Raw genomic sequence first — 20,223 nt, 5'->3', positions numbered from 1 at the left:
AGGTAGCCTCATTGCCCGGCTTGAGCGGTACGCTGCTCGGCGCCGGAGAACACGTTGCGTTTGCAGATTTTCGCTTCGACTTTCTGAGGCGTGGTACCTGCTTGTTCAGGTCCCTGGACTTCGACGGCCAGCAGATTCTGCGAGGCCCAGTCTTCGTCCGTGCGCAACTCGAAGGCGAAACGCCCGTCGGTATCGGAGGTTTCCGGTTTGTCGATCTTGATGTCCTCGTGGCGCCCATTCATGTACCAGAGGGTGGCTTGCAAGGTTTTCACCGAGGTGTCGGCGAAGCGGATATCGACCTGGTGACTGCTGTTGCGCAGGTCCAGGTTCTTGCTGTTGACCATCAATTCGTTTTTGCCAGGTTTCAGCGTGGCGCTGGCGCTCATCTGTGCATCTTTGCCTTCGCAACCGTTGTCCAGCAGCGCCATCATCTGGCGGTAGATGGTTTCCTGATCGAGGCGATAAAGCGGCGAGAATTCCCAGATGAGGATTTTCGGCGGTTTGGTCTGGAACTCTTCGCTGCCCAGGTACTGCAGCATCGAACCTTCCAGGCCACCACCGGGGAATGCCACGTTGAGGATGTCGGCGCCGATGGCCTCTTCGAGGAAACCGGCGAAGTTGTAGTTCTTGCCACTGTGGCTGGTGCCGACCAGGGTGATTTCCGGATTGCCGGAATCACTGAACAGATCGCCATCGCCCGCTTCGCCTTTTGGCTCGGTGGTGAACTGATCCATGTACTGGATCGCGTAGCTGGTGCCACAGAGTTGACCAGCCATGTTGTGTAACGTTCCGGTCTTGCCCATGCGACCCGACTTATGGGTCTCGAATTCACGCTTGGGAACATCGGCGAAGGCCGGCAATTGCTTGACCTTCTCGGCGACAATTTTCGCCGTGCGTTGGGCGCCATACGGCGTCCAGTGTTGGTCGCCGCGGAAGTAGAAATCGTGAGCCGGCAGGGTGTCGGGCAGCGATTCGTTGGTCAGTGGCGACAGGTCCGGAACCACGTAGCCCATCTGCGCGAAACGCCCGAGCATGGTTTTGTAATTCTTCAGCGCCTTGTCGAAATCGTAGCTCGCCTTCTCTGCCGGGTTCAGCTTGTTGCGGTTCACCAGGCCACGGGTCGGCTGGTAAACGATGACCAGTTCCACGCCTTTGCTCTTGAACGCATCGTGCAGTTGCTTCATGCGTTTGTAGCCAGCGGGTGTGGTGTCGAACTCGGTGCGCAAGTCTTCTTGCGTACGGAATAGCCAATCGCCCTGCGCCTGCACCAGCGTGGTGAAGTTCTGCTGGTAGCGGGTGGTGTAGTTTTTCGCGTCATGGGCGGCGGGGCACAGGCTGCAGCAATCCTCGGCCTTGAAGCTGGGTGCTTTGGCGTCTTCGGCACGTACGCCAGTGCTGGCCGCGAGAATACCCGCGGTCAGGGCCGACAGGCTGAGTAATTTGATCAAGTGTGGGTGCATAAAATTATCCTCAGTCCTGCATTTTGGTCTGGCGTTCGACTGGATCGATCAGCACGGCTTTCTGCTGGCGCACCAGCAGGTCGAGAATTTCATCCTGGCGTTCGCCGAGGATCCCCGAGAAGCTGATGCCGCTGGATTTGGTCGGCGCGAGCATCGACACGCGATACAGCTCCACGCTCAGCGGCGAGTCGATCGACAGCGGTCCGCTGCCATTGGCGGCCAGTTCACCACCGACCACGATCAGCGACACCTCGGCGTCGAACGGGTCGAGTTTGATGTCCCGGTCGGTGTCGGTCAGGTCTTTGATGTGGCCGTAGACACCGGTCAGGCCGTTGGCCATCGAAACGTTTTCATACAGGCGAATGTTCACGCTGTTACGAATACGGATGCCGTGGCGTCGGTTGCTGATTACCTTGTTGCCCCACAACAGGTTGTCGGCACTCTCGTAGAGGGTGATGCCGTCGGTGTGGTTCTTGTAGATCTCGTTGTAGGCGATCAGGTTGTTCACACTGTTACGGTCGATCACCAGGCCCGACAACTTGTTGTCGTAGCTGCGGTTGTTGAAGATGAAGCTGTCGTTGACCTCACGGGAAATAATGATCCCGTGCTTCTTCTTGGTCCCGAACACCGTGTTGTCGGCGATGATCAGACCATGCGACCGGTCATGCGGGTCGATGCCGTAGACGATGTTGTCTTTGTAGGTGTTGCCCTTGACCACGAAGTCGCGGGTTTCGTAGCAGTAGAAGCCGTACCACATGTCCGAGAACTCGGAGCCGACGATCCAGCCGGTCGGTTCAGGGCGCTTGAGCACCTTGGCCATGTTCGGCGTGTATTGGGAAATACTCACGCCGTAGGACTTACTGTTGGCGTAACCGAAACTGGCGATCTTGCTGTTGGCAATGTAGGTCTCGGTGCCACCCCAGGACAGCAGGAACGGGCGGAATTCCTTGGGCGACTTGAAGGCCGCCGGGCCGTTTGCCTTCTCGCTCCAGCCAGTGATTCTGGTATCACGCACGAACAGCTGGCCGTCGTTGACCAGGAACGAACCGGCCTCTTGGGACAGACGCAATTCCTGGGTCTGCTTGTCGATTTCCAGAATGCCCTTGTTACCCACCACGATCGGCAACTTCGCCAGGAATACGCCCGGCGAAGTTTCGCTGAAGTACTGCTTGGGCAGCTTTTTCGCCAGGTCCTTGAGGTTCATGTAGCCATCGTCGACGAAGATCGCCTGCGGGATGCCATGCTGACGCACCACCCACTCGGCCATCTTGTTGTCGCCACCGATGAAGTCCTTCAGGGCGTCTTCCTGCATCATCCGGCGCACGCTGATCTTGCCGGGCTTGCTGCGCACGATTTTCGCGGCGATGGCTTCGGCGGTGTAGCCAGAGGTGTCCGGCAGTTTCGGCTTGGCCAGGTCCAGCGGCGCGGTTGGCGCGCTGCTGACGGTGTAGGTCTTGGCCTGTTGCAGCCCTTTGGCTATGGTCGCCGATTTGCCCTGTTGCACAGGCTTGGCCGGTTCGACGGTGGCGAAGGCGGCTGCGCTGGCGAGCAGCAGCGCGCCGGCCAGCAGGCTGATCGAGCCTTTCTTGGCACTGTTCATGTCGGGCACTCCCTTCGCGGTTTGCATCAGAAGCGCCAGACCACGTCGACAAACGCGCGGTGCATGTAGGAGTCGACTTCTTTGCCATACGCATCGCCAGGCTTGAACACACCGCCACGGAACCGCACCAGAGCCGAAGGCTCATCGATCGACTGGCTCAACGAAGCCGGCAGCAGGCCTTGCTTGAAGTACTTGGTGACGACTACGTCCATTTCCTGACCGAGGTCTTTGTTGCCATCTTCCAGCGGCAGGGAGGTGCTGGAGAGGATCGCGCCGGTCACGTCGTCGGTGTTGTTTTCGACGGCGTTGATGCCATTGCTGCCTACCGGCTTGTTGCCGTCCACGCGCCAGAATTTGTGGTAGATCACACTGGCATCGTATTCGTCGTTGAGCATCCACGAGCCGAACAGGGTAGCGGTTTGCATGTTGTTCATTTCGCCACGGAAGGCTTCGCCGAAACGGTGAACCCGCGAGCGTGTACCGGTGTAGTTCGAGCGGTTGCTTTCCAGGCCGGTCTGTTCGTACTCGGCGCTGGCACGGGCATACGCTGCACCGACTTGCCACTGCGGATCGAGGCGCAGACGCACGCCAATGTCGGTGGCCCAGCCATTGAGGTCTTCACCGCGTTTGGCTTCGGTCGGGCGCGTGCCATCGGCGTTCAACGGGTTGACCGTGTCGGTGTCGCCGCTCATACCGGTGATGCTGCCCCAGTAATTGACGGTGTTGGTGTTGCGCCAGTTGTAGGCATCGCTGTCGGCGGTGAGGCCGAGCCAGCTGATGTCGCCGTTCTGTTTTTTATCCAGCGAATCGCCGGCCACGCCCGGCTCCGGGTAGTCGAGCTTGCCGTCATCGTGGGTGTGATGACCGCGAATGCCGACCCAGTTACCCGGCGACCATTGAGTGGCAACGTCGCCGAAAACGTGCAGGCGATCCTTGTCCTTGGGCGCCAGCTCTTTCAAGTCGGTGCGGTATTCGCTGAAGCGTTCGGCGACACCGACGTTGGCGCGCAACAGGGTGGTGTCGAAGGTCCAGTTCAGGGCTTCGATGTTGGTGTCGCGCCATTGGCCGTCGTCGTTGCGCAGGCGTTGGCGACCGAGCTTGAGGATTTCGCCAGGGTAGGGCGTGAGGCCGCTGTAGCCGACCCAGAACTCGCGCATCGCCAAGTAGTTCTTCTTGGTTTTGCGATCACCGTTGTCGGTGGTCTGGGTACCGTCGTTGTCGGACTGCTGCAGGGTGTCCGTTTCGATAATGTCGGTGGACGTCACGGCCTGGCCCATGGCGTAGGCGCTCCACGCGCCGCTTTCGCCGTATACCCATGGACGCAGGTCGAGGCCAACGCCGTTAACGTCGCCGCCACTGGCAGTGCCCAGGTCACGGTCGTCTTCGGACTGGCCGGTAACTTTGACTTCGAGGCCGAAATTCTTGTCTTCGGTCAGGGCCGCCAGGGTCGGGCACGACCACAGCAGGGCGAATGTCAGGCCAATACCGGCCTTCACGAATGGATTAAGCTTCATAGGGATTCCTCGCCGTCTTCTTCTTGCAGGGCGTGCAGTTCCAGCGTGTCCGAACTCACGGCGCTACGAATGGCCTGCTCTTGTTTCAGCAGGCGTTGGGCCTCGGCCAGCCGGTCAGGCGGCAGTTGCGTTTCGATTGTTTGCGCAAGCTCATTGGCTTGTGGGGTGTTTTGAGCCTTCGCCAATTGGCTGAAGACATAAGCGTTTACCGGGTCGGGCCGGGTGCCCTTGCCTTGGGAGAACAGTTGGGCAATGGCGAAATCGGCGCTGTTCTGGCCGTTACGCGCAGCGGTCAACAGGTGATCCAGGGCTTTCTGCGGATAGACCTTGCCCAGGTAACCACGACGGTAAATCTGGCCGAGGTAGTAATCGGCGGCGACTTCACGGCCGATGGCTTTCTTGAAGTGTTCTTCGGCGACCTTGGCGTCGGCCGGCACCATTTTTCCTTCGAAGTAGAGCTTGCCCAGCAACAGTTCGGCACGCGGCTGGTCGGCGGCGCGGCCGTTGTCCAGGTACTTCATCATGGTGTCGACGTCGCCCAGTTCAGGGAAGTCGTAGAGCAATTGCGCGAGGCTGACCCAGGACGCCGGGTAGCCAGGTGCGATGCCTTCGAGCAGCGACTGAGCGGTTTTCTCGTCGGTCTTGCCCAGGCTTGCATCGCCCAGTACGCGAGCCACGCTGTCCACACGTTGCGCAGAAACGACGCCACGGCTGTGACCCGCCTGCATCTGCTTGATCAGCTCGGCCTGTTGCTCGGGTTGGGCGCGTTTCTGATAGACCGTGGCCAATTCGACGTAGCAGATGTCGGTGGTGTTCAGCGCCGCTTTGCAGATCTTTTCCACGTCATCCAGGTGTTGGTCGTAAGTGCCCTGGGTGCGATAGAGCAGCACTTGCGCCAGACCGGCTTCCGGTTTGCCTTCGGTGCGCCATTGGCTGATCTGCTGCTGTGCGTTGACGTTCGGGAAACTGTGCGGGTATTGCAGGTACAGCATCGCCAGCGGGATCAGGGTATTGCCTTCGCCATTGGCCGAGGCTTTCTTCAACAGCGCTTCGGCTTCGTGATGTTCGGCTTCGGTGGCGCCGGGTTTGGCCACCAACAGACGACCCAAGCGAGCCTGAGCTCGCGGCGAGACGCTGGCCGCGGCGCGGTAAGTCGCCTCGGCCTTTTTGATTTGCGCCGGGTCACGGCTGTCGACCTGCAGATCGGCCAGGCCAACCTGAGCTTCGCTGTAACCCAGGTCTGCCAGTTGCTGGTAGTTCTGCGCCGCCAGCGTGGTGTCGCCACGCTTGAGGGCTTCATTGGCCAGACGCTGGTCGGGCAGGCCGGCGCAACCGGCCAGGCTCACGGCCAATGCAACGGCACACAGTGATCCTATGTGGGAGCGAGCCTGCTCGCGATTCGGGCGGCTCGGTGCATCAGACAGACCGCGCTGATCCCATCGCGAGCAGGCTCGCTCCCACAGGGTGTGCGGTGTTCTGAGGAAATATGGAGTCGTCACGGGCATGTCCTCTGTTTAAAGACCGGCGGCCATGGCTTTGTTGATCAGCCAGCTCAGGTTCGGGCCACGAGTGCTGTTCACTTCCACTGGGCGACCGGCGAAGGCGCTGTCCAGTGGCTCGTCAGGTTTGATCTGCACGCGGATGTCGGATGACAGGTCGGCGCTTTTCAGGCTGGTGCTGCTGACAATCTTGCCGGTACGGGTTTGGTCTTCACCGGCGATCTGGAAGCTGACCGTGGTGCCTGGACGCACATCGCCGAACTGGCGATAAGAGAAGCGTGCTTCAACGTTGGCTTCGGTGTTACGCGGCACCAGTTGGAAGATCACGTCGCCTTTGCTGGCGTACTGACCGTTAGCCACCAGTTGCTGAGACACGGTGCAATCGCACGGCGAAGTCAGGGTGCCGGTCATTTGCTTGCCGAACAGCTCTTCAACCTTGGACGGTTGCAACTGGTCTTCGTCCAGATGGCCCTTGAGTACGTCGAGCATGCTGGTGCTGAAAGTCGCCAACGGAGCGCCTTTGGCGGCAACGCCATCAGCCTTGATCAGGCTCTGCACGGTACCGTCGCGCGGCATGGTGATGTTCATGCCCTGCACGCTGACCAGGCCGGCCTGGGCGTGGCTGACGAAGTACATGCCGTACACCGATTTGAAAATGAAACCGAACGCCACCAGGCCGACCACGAAGATACCGGCGCTGAAGGTCACCGCTTTCAGACGGCCGAGCGGCGTCATGCCGTGACCGCCATCCTTGACCTTGCGCGCCTTGGTGAAGTTGTCGCGCTGCAGGGTCGCCAGCATTTCACCCACGCTGACGATGTCGCCGGCCAGGTGGGAAGTGATCAGGTGGCGCAGGGTGGAAATGTCACGGGGCTCCAGGTTCTGGAACTGGCAACCGATACGACCGGTCTGGCGATCGACGGAGCGGATTTGCAATTCCACGTCCATGGCCAGGCCGAGGTTATCGATCACGAATTGCAGGCGGGCCTTGTGCACATCGCCGACCTTCAGCGGCAGCTGACCGGCGTTGAACGCCAGGCCGCCAGCGGAAAGGTCGATGAGTCGGGCTTCAACCGGAGTCCGGTCTGGACCGAAGAAACGCAGCTTGGCCGGGATTTTCACGCGGGCATGTTGGCGCTGGGCTTCGGATTCGTGCACTACGTTGGAGTTGACGGCGGTATTCATATGGGCGATTTCCTAGTTAATTCAGGCGAGTTCGGTCAGACCATCAGCAGCAGCACGGCGACAAAAATGCTGCCGGCGGAGAAGGTCATGGTCCGAGACGACCAAGTGTTGAACCAACGTTGAAAGCTGGCGAGATCACGGGTCAGAGAAGTGGGCTGGCGAGTCCAGGACTGTTGATCGAGGCGGAAGAACACGTAGATCTTCACCAGCGCGCCGACGATCTGGTTGTAATAGAGAATCGCCGGGTAGGCCGGGCCGATCCGGTGACCGGAACAGGACAGCAGCACTGTAAGGATCAGGCGGGTGATGCCGATCCACAGCAGGTAAACCAGGATGAACGCGCTGCCGTACTTGAAGGTGGCGAGGATTGCCACGGTCAGGCCCAGCAAGGACGTCCACATCGACACGCGTTGATCGAACAGCACCACCGAAGTGAACAGGCCGAGACGTTTCATCCCCAAACCCAGGGCGCGAGAGTTCTGCCGCAGGTTGTTGCCGTACCAGCGGAACATCAGTTTGCGACTGGCCTTGATGAAGCTCTTTTCCGGCGGGTGTTCCACGGTATGGATCGCGGCATCCGGCACGTAGAACGTGTCATAGCCCAGGCGCATCAGGCTGAACCAGCTCGACTTGTCGTCACCGGTCAGGAACTTGAAGCGGCCCAGGCGCCAGTGTTGCAGCGAGTCGCTTTCCACATCGGCGATGAAGTCCGGGTTGGTGACCACGGTGGCGCGGAATACCGACATCCGACCGGTCATGGTCAACACGCGCTTGGACAGGGCCATGGAGCACATGTTGATGTGGCGCTGGGCAAATCGCAGTTTGTGCCATTCGCTCATGATGTAGCCGCCGCGCACTTCGCAGAACTCGTTGGTGGTCAGGCCGCCGACATTGCCGAACAGCTGGAACCACGGCACGGTCTTGAGCACGACGCCTTCGGCCAGCACGGTGTCGCCATCGATCACGGCAACCACGGCGCGATCGTCCGGCAGGTGGCGCGAGATGGCGCGGAAACCGTAGGCCAGGCCATCGCGTTTGCCGGTGCCGGGAATGCGCACGAAGTCGAGCTTGACCCGTGGCGGTGGGTTCATGCGTTTCCAGAGGCTCTTGACCAGCAGCTCATCGGACATTTCCACAATGGAGCACACCACGGTGGTTGGCAGGCCGCAGTCGATGGCCTCGCGGATTACCGAGCTGTAGACCTGAGCGGTGGTCAGCGCGTCGATACGAAAGCTGGTGACCATCAGAAATACATGGGACGGGTCTGCCGCTTTGCCCAGCTTGCGCACTTTGCGCCGCAGGTGCGGGTAGACCACGTACAGAAACAGCATGCCGCGCAGAAAGTGCGTGGCACCCATCGAGTAACGCCAGATACCGACGATACCGATCAGGAAGATGAAGTCCTTCGACTCGGAGTCGAACGTGGACGTAGGCAGTGCCGTGGCGATGCCCATCAGTAAACTTAGGTAAAACAGCCAACCGGCGGCCTGAAGTAGGCCGTTCTTTAGCCTGTGCATAATCTGCATCCGTCTCGATCTCGGGCGAGCCTGTGGGGTGGCCCGATGGGGTTAAGGCAGGCCTGTGAAAACTGGCGACACCCGCTCTGGATGACGCCAGAAATCCCGGTAGATACCGTCTTAAACCTCACCGAGCAAGCGCAAGTTTCGGGTCATAAGGCTGGCCCGATTTGAGCACGCCATAAACGAAGTGCAGCAGCTTGCGCATCGCGGCACAAATGATCTGCTTGGGGGCCTTGCCGTTGGCCTTCAAGCGATCCTTCATGGCCATGATCGCCTTGTTGTGCTGCAGCGCCACCAGGCCGGGCATGTAAAGGCCTGCCCGCACGCGCGCTGAGCCGATTTTTGAGATCACAGTACGGCCTTTGAGCAGTCCCGAATCCTGCAGCTTGGGGTTCAACCCAGCAGCAGCAACCAGCTTGCGAGGATCGTCATATTTACGCAGGTCGCCCAGCTCGGCCAGCAGCCGCTCAAGCGTTTTCTGCCCGATACCGTCGATGGTCACGATCAAGTCGCGCATTTGACGCATATCCGGGTCGTCATCGATGTGTTTTTTGATCGCTTTGTGCGTTTCAGCGATCTCTTTTTCGATATGGTGCAGCACGGAGTTAATTGAGGCTTTGACCTTTTCGTCAGATACCCCCAGACGATTGAGCTCCATTTGCTGCATTTCCTGAAGGTCATCCAGGCGGCGAACCAAGGCTTTCAACTGGCGATACTTCAGAGGCTCCGGCGCCCATGGCTGAAGCTTTTCATCCTTTTCCCGGGCGAAGTCCGCGATCAGCTTGGCGTCGCTTTTATCGGTTTTGATCCGGCGTAACTCACTGCCGGCGTAGGCATGGGTCGTGGCCGGATTCACCACGCAAACCCGGTAACCCTTGTTGTAGACGAACTCGGCGAGCGCCAGGTGATAGACACTGGTGGCCTCCATCACGATCAGTGCCGAAGGTTCGACCTGCTTGTGCAGCCAGGCTTCAAACTCTTTGAATCCTTTGGCGTCGTTCGCCAGTTTGGCTTTGGTTTTATGCTTGCCATTCGGCAGGTGTGTAGCGATATCAAAGGTGTTTTTAGCGACATCGACGCCGACGAAACTGGACATGTCTTCTCCCAATCAGATCAGTTGCGATCATCACTACACTCTGTCCAACCTTGTGAATGCGGGCTCTCGCCAGAGACGGGCCCAAGATACCGTTCGAACTGTACGAGTGAGTGTGGAGGGTTGGAGCACGATCTACGTCACAGGCAAAAAGCCTAAGGAGCTGCACGGCTTCCAGGTCCCTCCCTCGATGATCAGTCGAGAACTATCGCTCCTGATGGAGCAATAGTCGAGATACAAGGAGCTGCCGCAGGCTGCGATCTTTTGGCGTCAGTGAGATCGCTGAACATCAAGAGATCGCAGGCTTCGCCAGCTCCTACACGGATGCAGCGTTACCAGCAGATGCCTTCAGTCCGGCCACTCACGCTGGTGGCTTTGGACATGAAGCCAACCAGGTCGACCACTTGCTTGCCGTGTGGAGCTTCCTGCGCCAGGGCGCGGAATTTCTCGTCACGGTTGCCGAGGATGATCACGTCGGAGTTTGCGATCACGTCGTCGAAGTCGGAGTTGAGCAAGGACGAGACGTGAGGGATCTTCGACTCGATGTAATCCTTGTTCGCACCGTGAACGCGGGCGTATTCGACGTTGCTGTCGTAGATGCTCAAGTCGTAGCCCTTGCCGATCAGCATTTCCGCCAGATCAACCAGCGGGCTTTCGCGCAGGTCGTCGGTGCCGGCCTTGAAGCTCAGACCCAGCAGGGCGACTTTGCGTTTGTCGTGGCTGGAGACGATGTCGAACGCGTTCTGCACCTGGGACACGTTACTGCGCATCAGCGAGTTGAGCAGTGGTGCTTCCACGTCCAGGGAACCGGCGCGGTAGGTCAGGGCGCGGACATCTTTAGGCAGGCAAGAGCCGCCGAACGCAAAGCCTGGGCGCATGTAGTACTGGGACAGGTTCAGTGTCTTGTCCTGGCAGACCACTTCCATCACTTCACGACCGTCGACACCGACGGCTTTGGCGATGTTGCCGATCTCGTTGGCAAAGGTCACCTTGGTGGCGTGCCACACGTTGCAGGTGTACTTGATCATCTCGGCAACGGCGATGTCCTTGCGGATGATCGGCGCGTCGAGCTCTTCGTACAGCGATTGCAGAACGTCACCCGAAGCCTTGTCGAACTCACCGATAACGGTCATTGGCGGCAGGTCGTAATCGGCGATCGCGGTGCTTTCACGCAGGAACTCAGGGTTGACCGCCACGCCGAAGTCGACGCCGGCCTTTTTGCCGGAGCAGTCTTCGAGGATCGGGATCACTACGTTTGCCACGGTGCCCGGGAGGACGGTGCTGCGAACCACGATGGTGTGGCGGGTGGTCTTGTCACGCAGGACAAAACCGATCTCGCGGCACACGGCTTCGATGTAGTTCAGTTCCAGGTCGCCGTTCTTCTTGCTCGGCGTGCCGACGCAGATCATCGACAGGTCGGTGTCGCGAATCGCCTCGGCGAAGTTGGTCGTGCCGCGCAATTTGCCCGTCTCGATACCCTTCTGCAGAAGCTCGCCCAGACCCGGTTCAACGATCGGCGATTTACCGGCGTTGATCATATCGATTTTGTCTTTGGCAACATCGACGCCAACGACGTCATGGCCCCGTGCAGACAGGCAACCGGCACATACTGCGCCGACGTAACCCAAACCAAATATGCTGATGCGCATCGCAATTACCTCTGTATTTATCAAGCCATTACATGGCCGGAGTTAATGGTGTTCAGCGGTCATAGTGCACTCGCAAGTGCGACTTAAAGGCGCCACAGTGCCGTGTACAGGCATACTAAGTTGCGAGTGTCTAAATAAGTGCACTCAAGATGTGCGCAGCCAGGCCTTATTCTTATGACGTGCCCTGTTATGCAGCCGATCCTCTTTTCTGAAGACTTCTGTGCAAAGGTCTTGCGCGCTCAATGCCAGGCCCGAAAGCCCGTAAATCAAGCGGTTGGGTGCTCAGGTGAGCACGTTTATAGGGGCGCAGCCGTGGCCTTGTAGGGGATAGTAATGGTGCGTTATCTCCTGTCCTTCATGTGTTGCCCAAATAAGTGATCAGTAAGCCCAAGTAAGTGTGACAACTTCGCTACATGGATCTCTTGTCTGTGTAAGTTATCTCGCACAATCACGGAGAGAATCGTTACCGGTGGTATGAGCGACGCATTTGGACATAGTTCCTGTCCGCCCATCGCGAATGCTGAAATTTCTTGAAATACTGAAAAAGATGGCACTGCTTTCATATTGATAGCACTTGCCGTTTGGCCCTTTATATATGGGGGGATTATTGCGGTGGATACTTTTTTGCCACTACGAGTAAAATTTTTCAGTGCCACTACTGAAAAAAATGACCAATGTCGAGTGAAACTAAAGTTAGAAAATGAAGTGCTTGAATCTTGGCGCCAATAAAGCGGCGAAAAGGAGGGGGTTGTTCGACGATCAAGGAGGGTGCGCACGACGAAGTAATGGGTGTCGTGCGCTGACTTAGTGCAGGCTCTATTACTCCGGTGCGTGATCGCGCAGGAACACCAGATTGTCCGGTTTAGACTGTTCGCTGCTGTAGCGATAACCCTGAACGTCGAACTGCTTGAGGGCGGCCGGGTCATTGATGCGTTCTTCAATGACGAAGCGACTCATCATCCCGCGGGCCTTTTTCGCGTAGAAGCTGATGATTTTGTACTGGCCGTTCTTCAGATCCTTGAACTCGGTATTGATGATGCGCGCGTTCAAGGCACTGCGTTTGACCGCCGAGAAGTACTCGTTGGAAGCCAGGTTCAGCAGCACGTCGTCGCCCTGATCGGCTAACGCTTCGTTCAGCCATTCGCTGATCCGCGTGCCCCAGAAAGCGTACAGGTCCTTGCCCCGGGCATTGGCCAGTTTGGTGCCCATTTCCAGCCGATAGGGCTGCATCAGGTCCAGAGGGCGCAGCAGGCCATACAGCCCGGAGAGCATGCGCAGGTGCTGCTGGGCGTAATCGAAGTCGGCTTCGCTGAAGGTTTGTGCATTCAGGCCGGTGTACACATCGCCCTTGAATGCCAGCAGGGCCTGCTTGGCGTTGGCTGGAGTGAAGGCCGGGGTCCAACTGCCGAAACGCGCGGCATTGAGACCGCCGATCTTGTCGGAGACGTGCATCAATTCACTGATCTGCGCCGGCGTCAGGTCGCGCAGTTGCAGGATCAGCTCCTGGGAATGGTCAAGGTATTGCGGCTGAGTGAAACGCTCGGTCGCCGGCGGTGTTTCGTAATCGAGGGTCTTGGCGGGGGAAATCACCATCAGCATGAAGTCGTCTCCTTTAATCGTGGCGGCGATTCTAGGGGGTTGTCTTGGTTGACTCCAGCTATCAAGTCCATAGGTGATCGGTGGTGGGCACACCCTGATCATTCCCACGCTCTGCGTGGGAATGCCTCAACGGACGCTCCGCGTTCGGCTTTGGAAGGGACGCGGAGCGTCCCGGGCTGCATTCCCACGCAGAGCGTGGGAACGATCATGGGGCCGGCGATCGGCTATAGTGCCGCGCGGGTTTTGTTATGGAGACATCCCATTGCGTATCGTTTTTCTATTCTCGGCCTGGCTCTTGAGCTTCGGCGCCATGGCGGCGCCGGGCGATGTGGCGACGCTTGATCGCAGCACCTGGCCTGAGCAGCTCAGCAGCCCGACGTTGTTCGACGTTGCCTCGCGGGCCGAAATCCTCATGTTTGCCCGCGTTCTGCTGGCCAGTGAATCGCTGGATGAAGCGAGCCTGGCTCAACGCCTGGGCCTGCGCACCCTCAATCTGGAGTCGGTCAACCAGTTGCGCCAACGCATGTGGCAGCGTTTGCTGACCAATTACAACTTCGCCCAGCAGAGTTGCGATCAGGATGCCTCCTTCTGTTTCCTGGTCGAGGACATGGCCACCTTGCGCGAGCAAGCGGCCAAGTTTCAGGTGAGCGACGACAGCTATTACATCAAGTGGGCCGAGCCGAGCCGGTTGTTCCACGCGCAATACCTGGACGAGCAGTTGCGCAAGGCCGCGCTGTTTCCGCAGGCCAGCAGCGAAGTCGATCGTTTTGGCGACTATGAGCGCAATGGCGATGCCATGCATGACCGGCTGTTCCTGCTGACCTTCGACAGCGCCGCCAATGCCACGCCAGATAACACGGCCTGGGTCACCGAATACCTGCGCAAATCGAACATGAGCGCTACGTTCTTCGTCCTCGGCAAGGACATTCAGGCCCGTCTGGCCGAGCGTTCGGTGGCCAGCCTGCAAGGGACTTATTCGCAGCAATGCGTGGGCGTGCAAGGCTGGGAGTTCCGCTCCCACAGCCATTGGCAAGACTGGCAGGACTCAGTGCGACGCAGCACCGAGCTGGTCAAAAGCAAGCTGCCGGAGAATTACGTGCCGCTGTTTCGCCCGCCCGATGGTCAACGTCGATCCGATGCCGAGGGCTTCTTCACGTCTCAAGGCTTGCAGGTGGCGTTGTGGGACATCGATGCCCAGGACGGCGCCGGCAAGCTCAAGGGCAGCCAGAGCGCACACCGGGTGTTAACCCTGATGCTGCTGTGGCGGCACGGAGTGATCAATTTCAATGTAAAGCAGGATGCGCTGAAAACGGCGATGCCCTGGCTCATCACGCAAACGGCGCCAAGCGGGATCGGTTGGGCAGACTGTCAGGACGCCTTTCGCTGAAAACTGCAAAAGGCCGTAAACATTGGGGGAAGGGCGATTTCTGGAGAGAAATCGGTGCAGGCGGACTTCCGACTTTAACGGCACATTGCCTGCACGCCAAGGGCTATTCGTCACTCTGAAAAATAAACTTCAAAAAAACGTCAAAGTGCTTTTTTCTGTCACATGTTTTGGAGTATTACGAAGACAGACCGCCGAAACCTGCAACACAGGTGGCGTCTCCCAAGACCCCAGTTTGTGTGCAGTTCACTTGACTCCTCGCAGGTGAATTCGGTGGCCACTTCGAGGCGCAGCACTGTCATGGTACTGCGTCGACTGGCTCCCACAAAGGTGACCGAGTATGGATGATCACGGACGTAGCCCTTCCTCCAACCAGCCAATCCTTTATGTACTCGATACCAACGTATTGATTCACGATCCAAACGCCCTGCTTAATTTCGAAGAACACCACGTCGCCATCCCGATGACCGTGCTTGAAGAGCTGGACAAGCTCAAGAGCGGGCATCACAGCGTTGCCGCGGAATGCCGTCAGGCGATTCGCCTGATCGACAAGACTTTGGGCGATGCCAGCCCCGAAGACGTCGAACTCGGCGTACCGATCCAGCGCGGCAAGAGTGGGCCCAAGGGTTTGCTGTCAATTCTGATGAGCAAGCGCACTGAGCCGAACATCATTCTGCCCGAGCATCTGAACGACAACATCATCATCAACCAGTTGATCGACCTGCGCGCGCGCGATGCAAAACTGCCCGTGGTGCTGGTCACCAAAGATATCAACATGCGCCTCAAGGCCCGGGCTTGCGGGATTGCGGCCGAGGACTACAGCACCGACCAGTTGGTCGATGACGTTTCGTTGCTGCCCAACGGTTATCACAACATGACCGGTTCGTTCTGGGATCGAGTGAGCAAAGTCGAAACCCGGCAGGATCATGGCCGCACCTGGCACCAGGTGCAGTTGATCGACAACCTGCCCGCGGTACACGTCAACGAGTTCATCATCGACGAGCAGGGCTTTGTCGGCTGGATCAAGGAAATCCAGGTCGACAAGTTGCTGATCCTCGATCTGCATCAGGAGCCTCTGTTGCACCAGGAAGCCTGGGGCCTGAAACCGCGTGACATCTATCAAAGCCTGGCGCTATACGCCTTGCTCGACCCGGATATTCACCTGGTCAATCTGTCCGGCGCGGCCGGTTCGGGTAAAACCATCCTGGCCCTGGCGGCGGCCATCGAGCAGACCATGGTCAGCAAACGCTACCGGCGCATCATCGCCACCCGCAGCGTGCAGGGGCTGGACCAGGAAATTGGTTTCCTGCCCGGCACCGAAGCGGAAAAAATGGAGCCTTGGCTCGGCGCCATCACCGACAACCTCGAAGCCCTGCACATGGATGATGAAAACACCCATGGCAGCGTCGACTACATCCTCAGCAAAGTGCCGTTGCAGTTCAAATCCCTCAACTACATTCGAGGCCGCAGCTTCCAGCAGAGTCTGATCCTGATCGATGAATGCCAGAACCTCACGCCGCACCAGATGAAAACCATCATCACCCGTGCTGGCGCCGGTTCCAAAGTAGTGTGCCTGGGCAACCTGGCGCAGATCGATACCCCTTACCTGTCCGCGACCAGCTCCGGGCTGACGTACTTGACCGAGCGCTTCAAGGATTTCCCCAACGGTGTGCACATCACCCTGCAAGGGGTGCCACGCTCGATTCTGGCCGAATACGCCGAATCGCATCTGTAACCCTCACCAGAACCGGGCGGCCCTCACAGGTCGCCCGGTTTTTTATGGGCAACTCTTTTACCCCTGTGGGAGCGAGCCTGCTCGCGATGGCGGTCTGGCATTCGGCATTGATGTCGACTGTCACGCCGCCATCGCGAGCAGGCTCGCTCCCACAGGGATATGTAGTGACCCGATAATCAAACGTGCGGACAATTGACCCACAGGTTTACAATCGATGCTCCTGATCAGGAGTATCCCTGTGCTGACTCATCTCGATTCCCAAGGTCGCGCCCATATGGTCGACGTCACTGAAAAAACCGTGACGTTCCGTGAAGCGACGGCCCAAGCGCTGGTGCGCATGCTGCCCGAAACCCTGCAAATGATCGTTGCTGGCGGCCATCCCAAGGGTGACGTGTTCGCCGTGGCGCGGATCGCCGGCATCCAGGCGGCGAAGAAAACCAGCGATCTGATTCCTCTGTGCCACCCGTTGATGCTTACCGGCGTCAAGGTCGAACTCAGTGCCGAAGGCGACGACACCGTGCGCATCGTGGCGTGCTGCAAGTTGTCCGGGCAGACCGGCGTCGAAATGGAAGCGCTGACTGCCGCCAGCGTCGCGGCGCTGACCATCTATGACATGTGCAAGGCCGTGGATCGTGGCATGACCATCGAGAGCGTGCGGCTGCTGGAGAAACTCGGCGGCAAGAGCGGCCATTTCCAGGCGGATCAGCCATGAATATTACTGTGAAATTTTTCGCCCGTTACCGTGAAGCGCTCGGCGTGGACTCGGTGAAGGTCGAAGGTGAATTTTCCACGGTCGACGATGTGCGCGCGCTGCTGGCTCAACGCGACGGCGCCGAGGTGCTGAGCGAACAGAACCTGATGTGCGCCCGCAACGAAGACCTCTGCCAGCTCGACGAACCGGTGAGCGATGGCGATGAAGTGGCGTTTTTTCCGACCGTGACCGGGGGCTGAACCATGGCGATTCGTGTGCAGCCCACGCCGTTCGACCCGGGCGCTGAAGTCAACGCCATGCACGCGGCTAATGTGGGCGTCGGTGCGGTGGTGAGTTTTGTCGGCTACGTGCGCGACTTCAATGACGGCCTCGACGTCGCCGGAATGTTCCTTGAGCACTACCCGGGCATGACCGAAAAAGCCCTGGGCAAGATTGCCGTGGAGGCCGAGCAGCGCTGGCCTCTGTTGAAACTGGAAGTGTTGCACCGCATCGGCGCGCTGGAGCCGGGCGAGCCGATCGTCTTCGTCGGCGCCGCCAGCGCTCACCGTCAGGCGGCGTTCGATGCCTGTGCCTTTGTCATGGACTACCTGAAAACCCGCGCGCCGTTCTGGAAGAAAGAAAACACCGGTGATGGGTCGCGTTGGGTGGAAGGGCGTGACAGCGATCATGCGGCGGCAGATCGGTGGAAGCAGTAGCAACCGATCCGTCTTCACGGGTTCGATTCTTGAAAAACACTAGAAAGTTAATCCGTTCTTAACCGGTTTATCGTTTCTTCCCGACGTTGGCCAAGGCGGTCTTGTCGAAGAGGTTCATCGGCAAGACCCCGCCCGAAGGCCAGTGCTGCCGTGTAGACTTCCGGGCAACCGATATCAGATCGACAACGGTCGCATTGCCGCCAGTTGGCATATCGAAGAAGACAACATCAGCTTGATGCAGCAGCTGCAAGCGCAGCCGCCGACGAGCTGATCCACGGACACAAAGGGAAACGCGATGAGCGAGGAAACGATGCGGTTGGGACGTGAACGGCGCTATCTGGTGTTGCTGGGCATAATTTGCCTGGCGCTGATCGGTGGCGCGCTGTACATGCAAGTGGCTCTGGGCGAGGCGCCATGCCCGCTGTGCATCCTGCAACGCTACGCGCTGTTGCTGATTGCGCTGTTCGCCTTTATCGGCGCAGCAACGCGCTCCCGCCGCAGCATCACGCTGTTCGAAGCGTTGGTGGTGATCTGCGCCATTGCGGGTGCAGGAGTGGCCGGGCATCACGTCTATACCCAGTTTTATCCTGCGGTCAGTTGCGGTATCGATGTGTTGCAGCCGATTGTCGATGGTCTGCCGCTGGCGAAGATCTTCCCGCTGGGCTTCCAGGTCGACGGTTTTTGCTCCACGCCGTACCCGCCGATCCTCGGCTTGTCCCTGGCACAGTGGGCGCTACTGTCGTTCGTGCTGATCGTGGTGCTGGTGCCGCTGCTCACTTCGCGTAACCGCAAAGCGTTGCGCTGAGGCTTTACGCCGTACCGTTGCAGGAAACAAAAAACGCCCCGGTTCTCGTTGAGAGGCCGGGGCGTTTTGCATATTCGCAGGTCAGGTAAAAAGACCTTGATGCTCGACAAGAAAGGGTGCGACACGTGTGCGACATGTTGTCACAGCTTGAGTGTCGCAAGGCATTTCAAATCGCTGATTCAGGGCATCACCTCGCACTAGAAACCAGCTCTTCCAGGCGCTGCCGGTTTCAGCGCTCGTCAGTCGAAACAGGCAGTTTTAACAGGGCTTGGCGAATTGCCAAAGTCCTTGTCACATAGGGGGTAGAGCTGGGTCGAAGGCGAGTGCAGAGCCTTGGAAACTGTCTGAACTTCGTGTGGTAGACCTACATTTTTTGGTGTTTTTGTTGAGAATGAATTTCGATACCATGGCGCACTTTTGCAAAAGCCGTTAAGGATTGTTGCTGGATCGGATAAAAATTATTTCGGGATGAGACATGGTTTATGAATCGTTACATATCTACAATCGCCCGCACTGAATTCCCGGCACTGCTCACCCTTACTCAGGTGCATGAGCAGAACTAGGGTGTCGAGAGGCCTGATGGCTTCATGACTCCCAGGTGTCGGTGCCTTCCGACTATCCGCACCAAATGGAATTGGTCTGTAACAAGGCCCTTGACCACGAATTCGAATAAGAACTCACCGCAGGCCCAGCAATTGTCGAACAGCGTCTGACGCGCGACGGGCAGGCCCTTATTCAATCCAAGAAAAATGCCAACCCTTGGCAGGGTGAAGTGTTGGCGATCAAAACCCAACTGCATTGCGCAAGCTGCTTTAGAGGTCGTGAGATGAGTAAAAACAGGTACCCCAGACTACTAGGCTTATTGCCGCTGCTCGGCACGTTGTTGCTGGGAGGCTGCAACATGACCTTGCTCGATCCCAAGGGCCAGGTCGGCCTGGATGAGCGAAACCTGATCATCACCGCAACGCTGCTGATGCTGTTGGTCGTCGTGCCGGTCATCTTCATGACCTTCGCGTTCGCCTGGAAATACCGCGCTTCCAACAAGGACGCCGTTTATACGCCAAAATGGTCTCACTCCACCAAGATCGAAATCGCGGTGTGGACTATTCCGGTACTGATCATCATTGCCCTGGGTTACGTCACCTACAAGTCGACCCACGCGCTTGACCCTTACAAGCCGCTGGAATCCGACGTCAAGCCGATCACCATTGAAGTGGTCGCGCTGGACTGGAAGTGGCTGTTCATCTACCCGGAACAAGGCATCGCCACGGTCAACAAGATCGTGTTCCCGGCGCACACACCGATCAACTTCAAGATCACTTCCGACGCCGTGATGAACTCGTTCTTCATCCCTGCCCTGGGCGGCCAGATCTACGCGATGGCGGGCATGCAGACCAAACTGCACCTGATCGCCAACCAGAACGCTGAAATGGACGGTATCTCCGCCAACTACAGCGGCGCGGGTTTCACCGGTATGAAGTTCAAAGCTATCGCCACCTCTCAGGAAGATTTCGATGCCTGGGTAAGCGAAGTCAAAAAGGCACCTAAACAGCTTGAAAAAGCTGAATACGAAGCCCTTGCCAAGCAAAGCCAGAACAACCCAGTCGAGCTCTACTCCTCGTTCACGCCGAACCTGTTCCAGACCATCGTCGACAAGTACGAAGGCATGAAACCAGGCAAGCCGATGCATCACGAGAAGAAAGACAAAGAAGTGGCCCATATGGAAGGGATGGACATGAGTTCGCATTCAGCTGCCGGGGCAGAGGAGTAAAC

The 20,223-nt window shown here is 58.3% G+C and carries 16 protein-coding genes and 1 pseudogene; 8 read left to right on the top strand and 9 right to left on the bottom strand.

All coding sequences use genetic code 11. The annotated features are described in order from the left end of the window. Positions 1-8: 8 nt before the first annotated feature. The 9 genes from AB4O41_RS12050 to yaaA form a co-directional block, all read right to left on the bottom strand. Positions 9-1,460: an alginate O-acetyltransferase gene (locus AB4O41_RS12050; RefSeq protein WP_460147866.1), complete on the bottom strand. Its 1,452-nt coding sequence runs from the start codon at positions 1,458-1,460 to the stop codon at positions 9-11. Between the two features lie 10 nt (positions 1,461-1,470). Next, entirely contained in the window at positions 1,471-3,060 is a 1,590-nt protein-coding gene (gene algG, locus AB4O41_RS12045) for a mannuronan 5-epimerase AlgG (protein WP_460147865.1), read from the bottom strand. A gap of 26 nt (positions 3,061-3,086) precedes the next feature. Further along, positions 3,087-4,574 (bottom strand): alginate export family protein, encoded by a 1,488-nt coding sequence (locus AB4O41_RS12040; RefSeq protein WP_460147864.1) that lies wholly within the window; start codon positions 4,572-4,574, stop codon positions 3,087-3,089. Further along, a complete protein-coding gene (gene algK, locus AB4O41_RS12035) occupies positions 4,571-6,079 on the bottom strand; it encodes an alginate biosynthesis TPR repeat lipoprotein AlgK (RefSeq protein ID WP_460147863.1) in 1,509 nt (502 codons plus the stop codon). The genes AB4O41_RS12040 and algK overlap by 4 nt, the downstream gene beginning before the upstream one ends. A gap of 9 nt (positions 6,080-6,088) precedes the next feature. Next, positions 6,089-7,258 carry a PilZ domain-containing protein gene (locus AB4O41_RS12030; RefSeq protein WP_460147862.1) on the bottom strand — a complete coding sequence of 390 codons (1,170 nt, stop codon included), beginning with the start codon at positions 7,256-7,258 and terminating at the stop codon, positions 6,089-6,091. 35 nt (positions 7,259-7,293) lie between these two features. Next, a complete protein-coding gene (gene alg8, locus AB4O41_RS12025; RefSeq protein ID WP_460147861.1) occupies positions 7,294-8,784 on the bottom strand; it encodes a mannuronan synthase in 1,491 nt (496 codons plus the stop codon). A 118-nt stretch (positions 8,785-8,902) separates the two neighbouring features. After that, positions 8,903-9,874 carry an IS110 family RNA-guided transposase gene (locus AB4O41_RS12020; protein ID WP_460144197.1) on the bottom strand — a complete coding sequence of 324 codons (972 nt, stop codon included), beginning with the start codon at positions 9,872-9,874 and terminating at the stop codon, positions 8,903-8,905. 329 nt (positions 9,875-10,203) lie between these two features. Beyond that, positions 10,204-11,520, bottom strand: a complete 1,317-nt coding sequence (locus AB4O41_RS12015) for a nucleotide sugar dehydrogenase (protein ID WP_123358540.1) — start codon at positions 11,518-11,520, stop codon at positions 10,204-10,206. 819 nt (positions 11,521-12,339) lie between these two features. Further along, positions 12,340-13,119 (bottom strand): peroxide stress protein YaaA, encoded by a 780-nt coding sequence (gene yaaA / locus AB4O41_RS12010; protein WP_460147860.1) that lies wholly within the window; start codon positions 13,117-13,119, stop codon positions 12,340-12,342. Positions 13,120-13,381: 262 nt separating this feature from the next. On the opposite strand from yaaA, the gene AB4O41_RS12005 reads away from it, so the two are divergent. The 8 genes and pseudogenes from AB4O41_RS12005 to cyoA all read left to right on the top strand — a co-directional run bounded on the left by AB4O41_RS12005 (position 13,382) and on the right by cyoA (position 20,221). Further along, a complete protein-coding gene (locus AB4O41_RS12005; RefSeq protein ID WP_460147859.1) occupies positions 13,382-14,506 on the top strand; it encodes a polysaccharide deacetylase family protein in 1,125 nt (374 codons plus the stop codon). A gap of 337 nt (positions 14,507-14,843) precedes the next feature. Beyond that, complete coding sequence (locus tag AB4O41_RS12000; protein ID WP_007896403.1) at positions 14,844-16,238, top strand: PhoH family protein; 1,395 nt, start codon at positions 14,844-14,846, stop codon at positions 16,236-16,238. A 238-nt stretch (positions 16,239-16,476) separates the two neighbouring features. Continuing rightward, positions 16,477-16,950, top strand: coding sequence for a cyclic pyranopterin monophosphate synthase MoaC (moaC, locus tag AB4O41_RS11995; protein WP_460147858.1), 474 nt, complete (start codon positions 16,477-16,479; stop codon positions 16,948-16,950). After that, on the top strand, positions 16,947-17,189 hold the full coding sequence (gene moaD, locus AB4O41_RS11990) for a molybdopterin converting factor subunit 1 (protein ID WP_460147857.1): 243 nt from the start codon (positions 16,947-16,949) through the stop codon (positions 17,187-17,189). Before moaC ends, moaD begins: the two co-directional genes overlap by 4 nt. A 3-nt stretch (positions 17,190-17,192) precedes the next feature. Next, entirely contained in the window at positions 17,193-17,645 is a 453-nt protein-coding gene (moaE, locus tag AB4O41_RS11985) for a molybdopterin synthase catalytic subunit MoaE (RefSeq protein ID WP_460147856.1), read from the top strand. A gap of 134 nt (positions 17,646-17,779) precedes the next feature. Beyond that, positions 17,780-17,916 (top strand): annotated as a pseudogene (locus AB4O41_RS11980) (ester cyclase); the annotation flags it as partial. A 24-nt stretch (positions 17,917-17,940) separates the two neighbouring features. Next, complete coding sequence (locus AB4O41_RS11975) at positions 17,941-18,450, top strand: disulfide bond formation protein B (protein WP_460147855.1); 510 nt, start codon at positions 17,941-17,943, stop codon at positions 18,448-18,450. Between the two features lie 826 nt (positions 18,451-19,276). Next, positions 19,277-20,221: a ubiquinol oxidase subunit II gene (gene cyoA, locus AB4O41_RS11970; protein WP_367374262.1), complete on the top strand. Its 945-nt coding sequence runs from the start codon at positions 19,277-19,279 to the stop codon at positions 20,219-20,221. The last annotated feature ends 2 nt before the right edge of the window (positions 20,222-20,223 follow it).

Source organism: Pseudomonas sp. S2_A02 (assembly GCF_054668495.1).
Note: the sequence above shows the minus strand (reverse complement) of the source record. Positions and strands in the feature narration are given on the sequence as shown.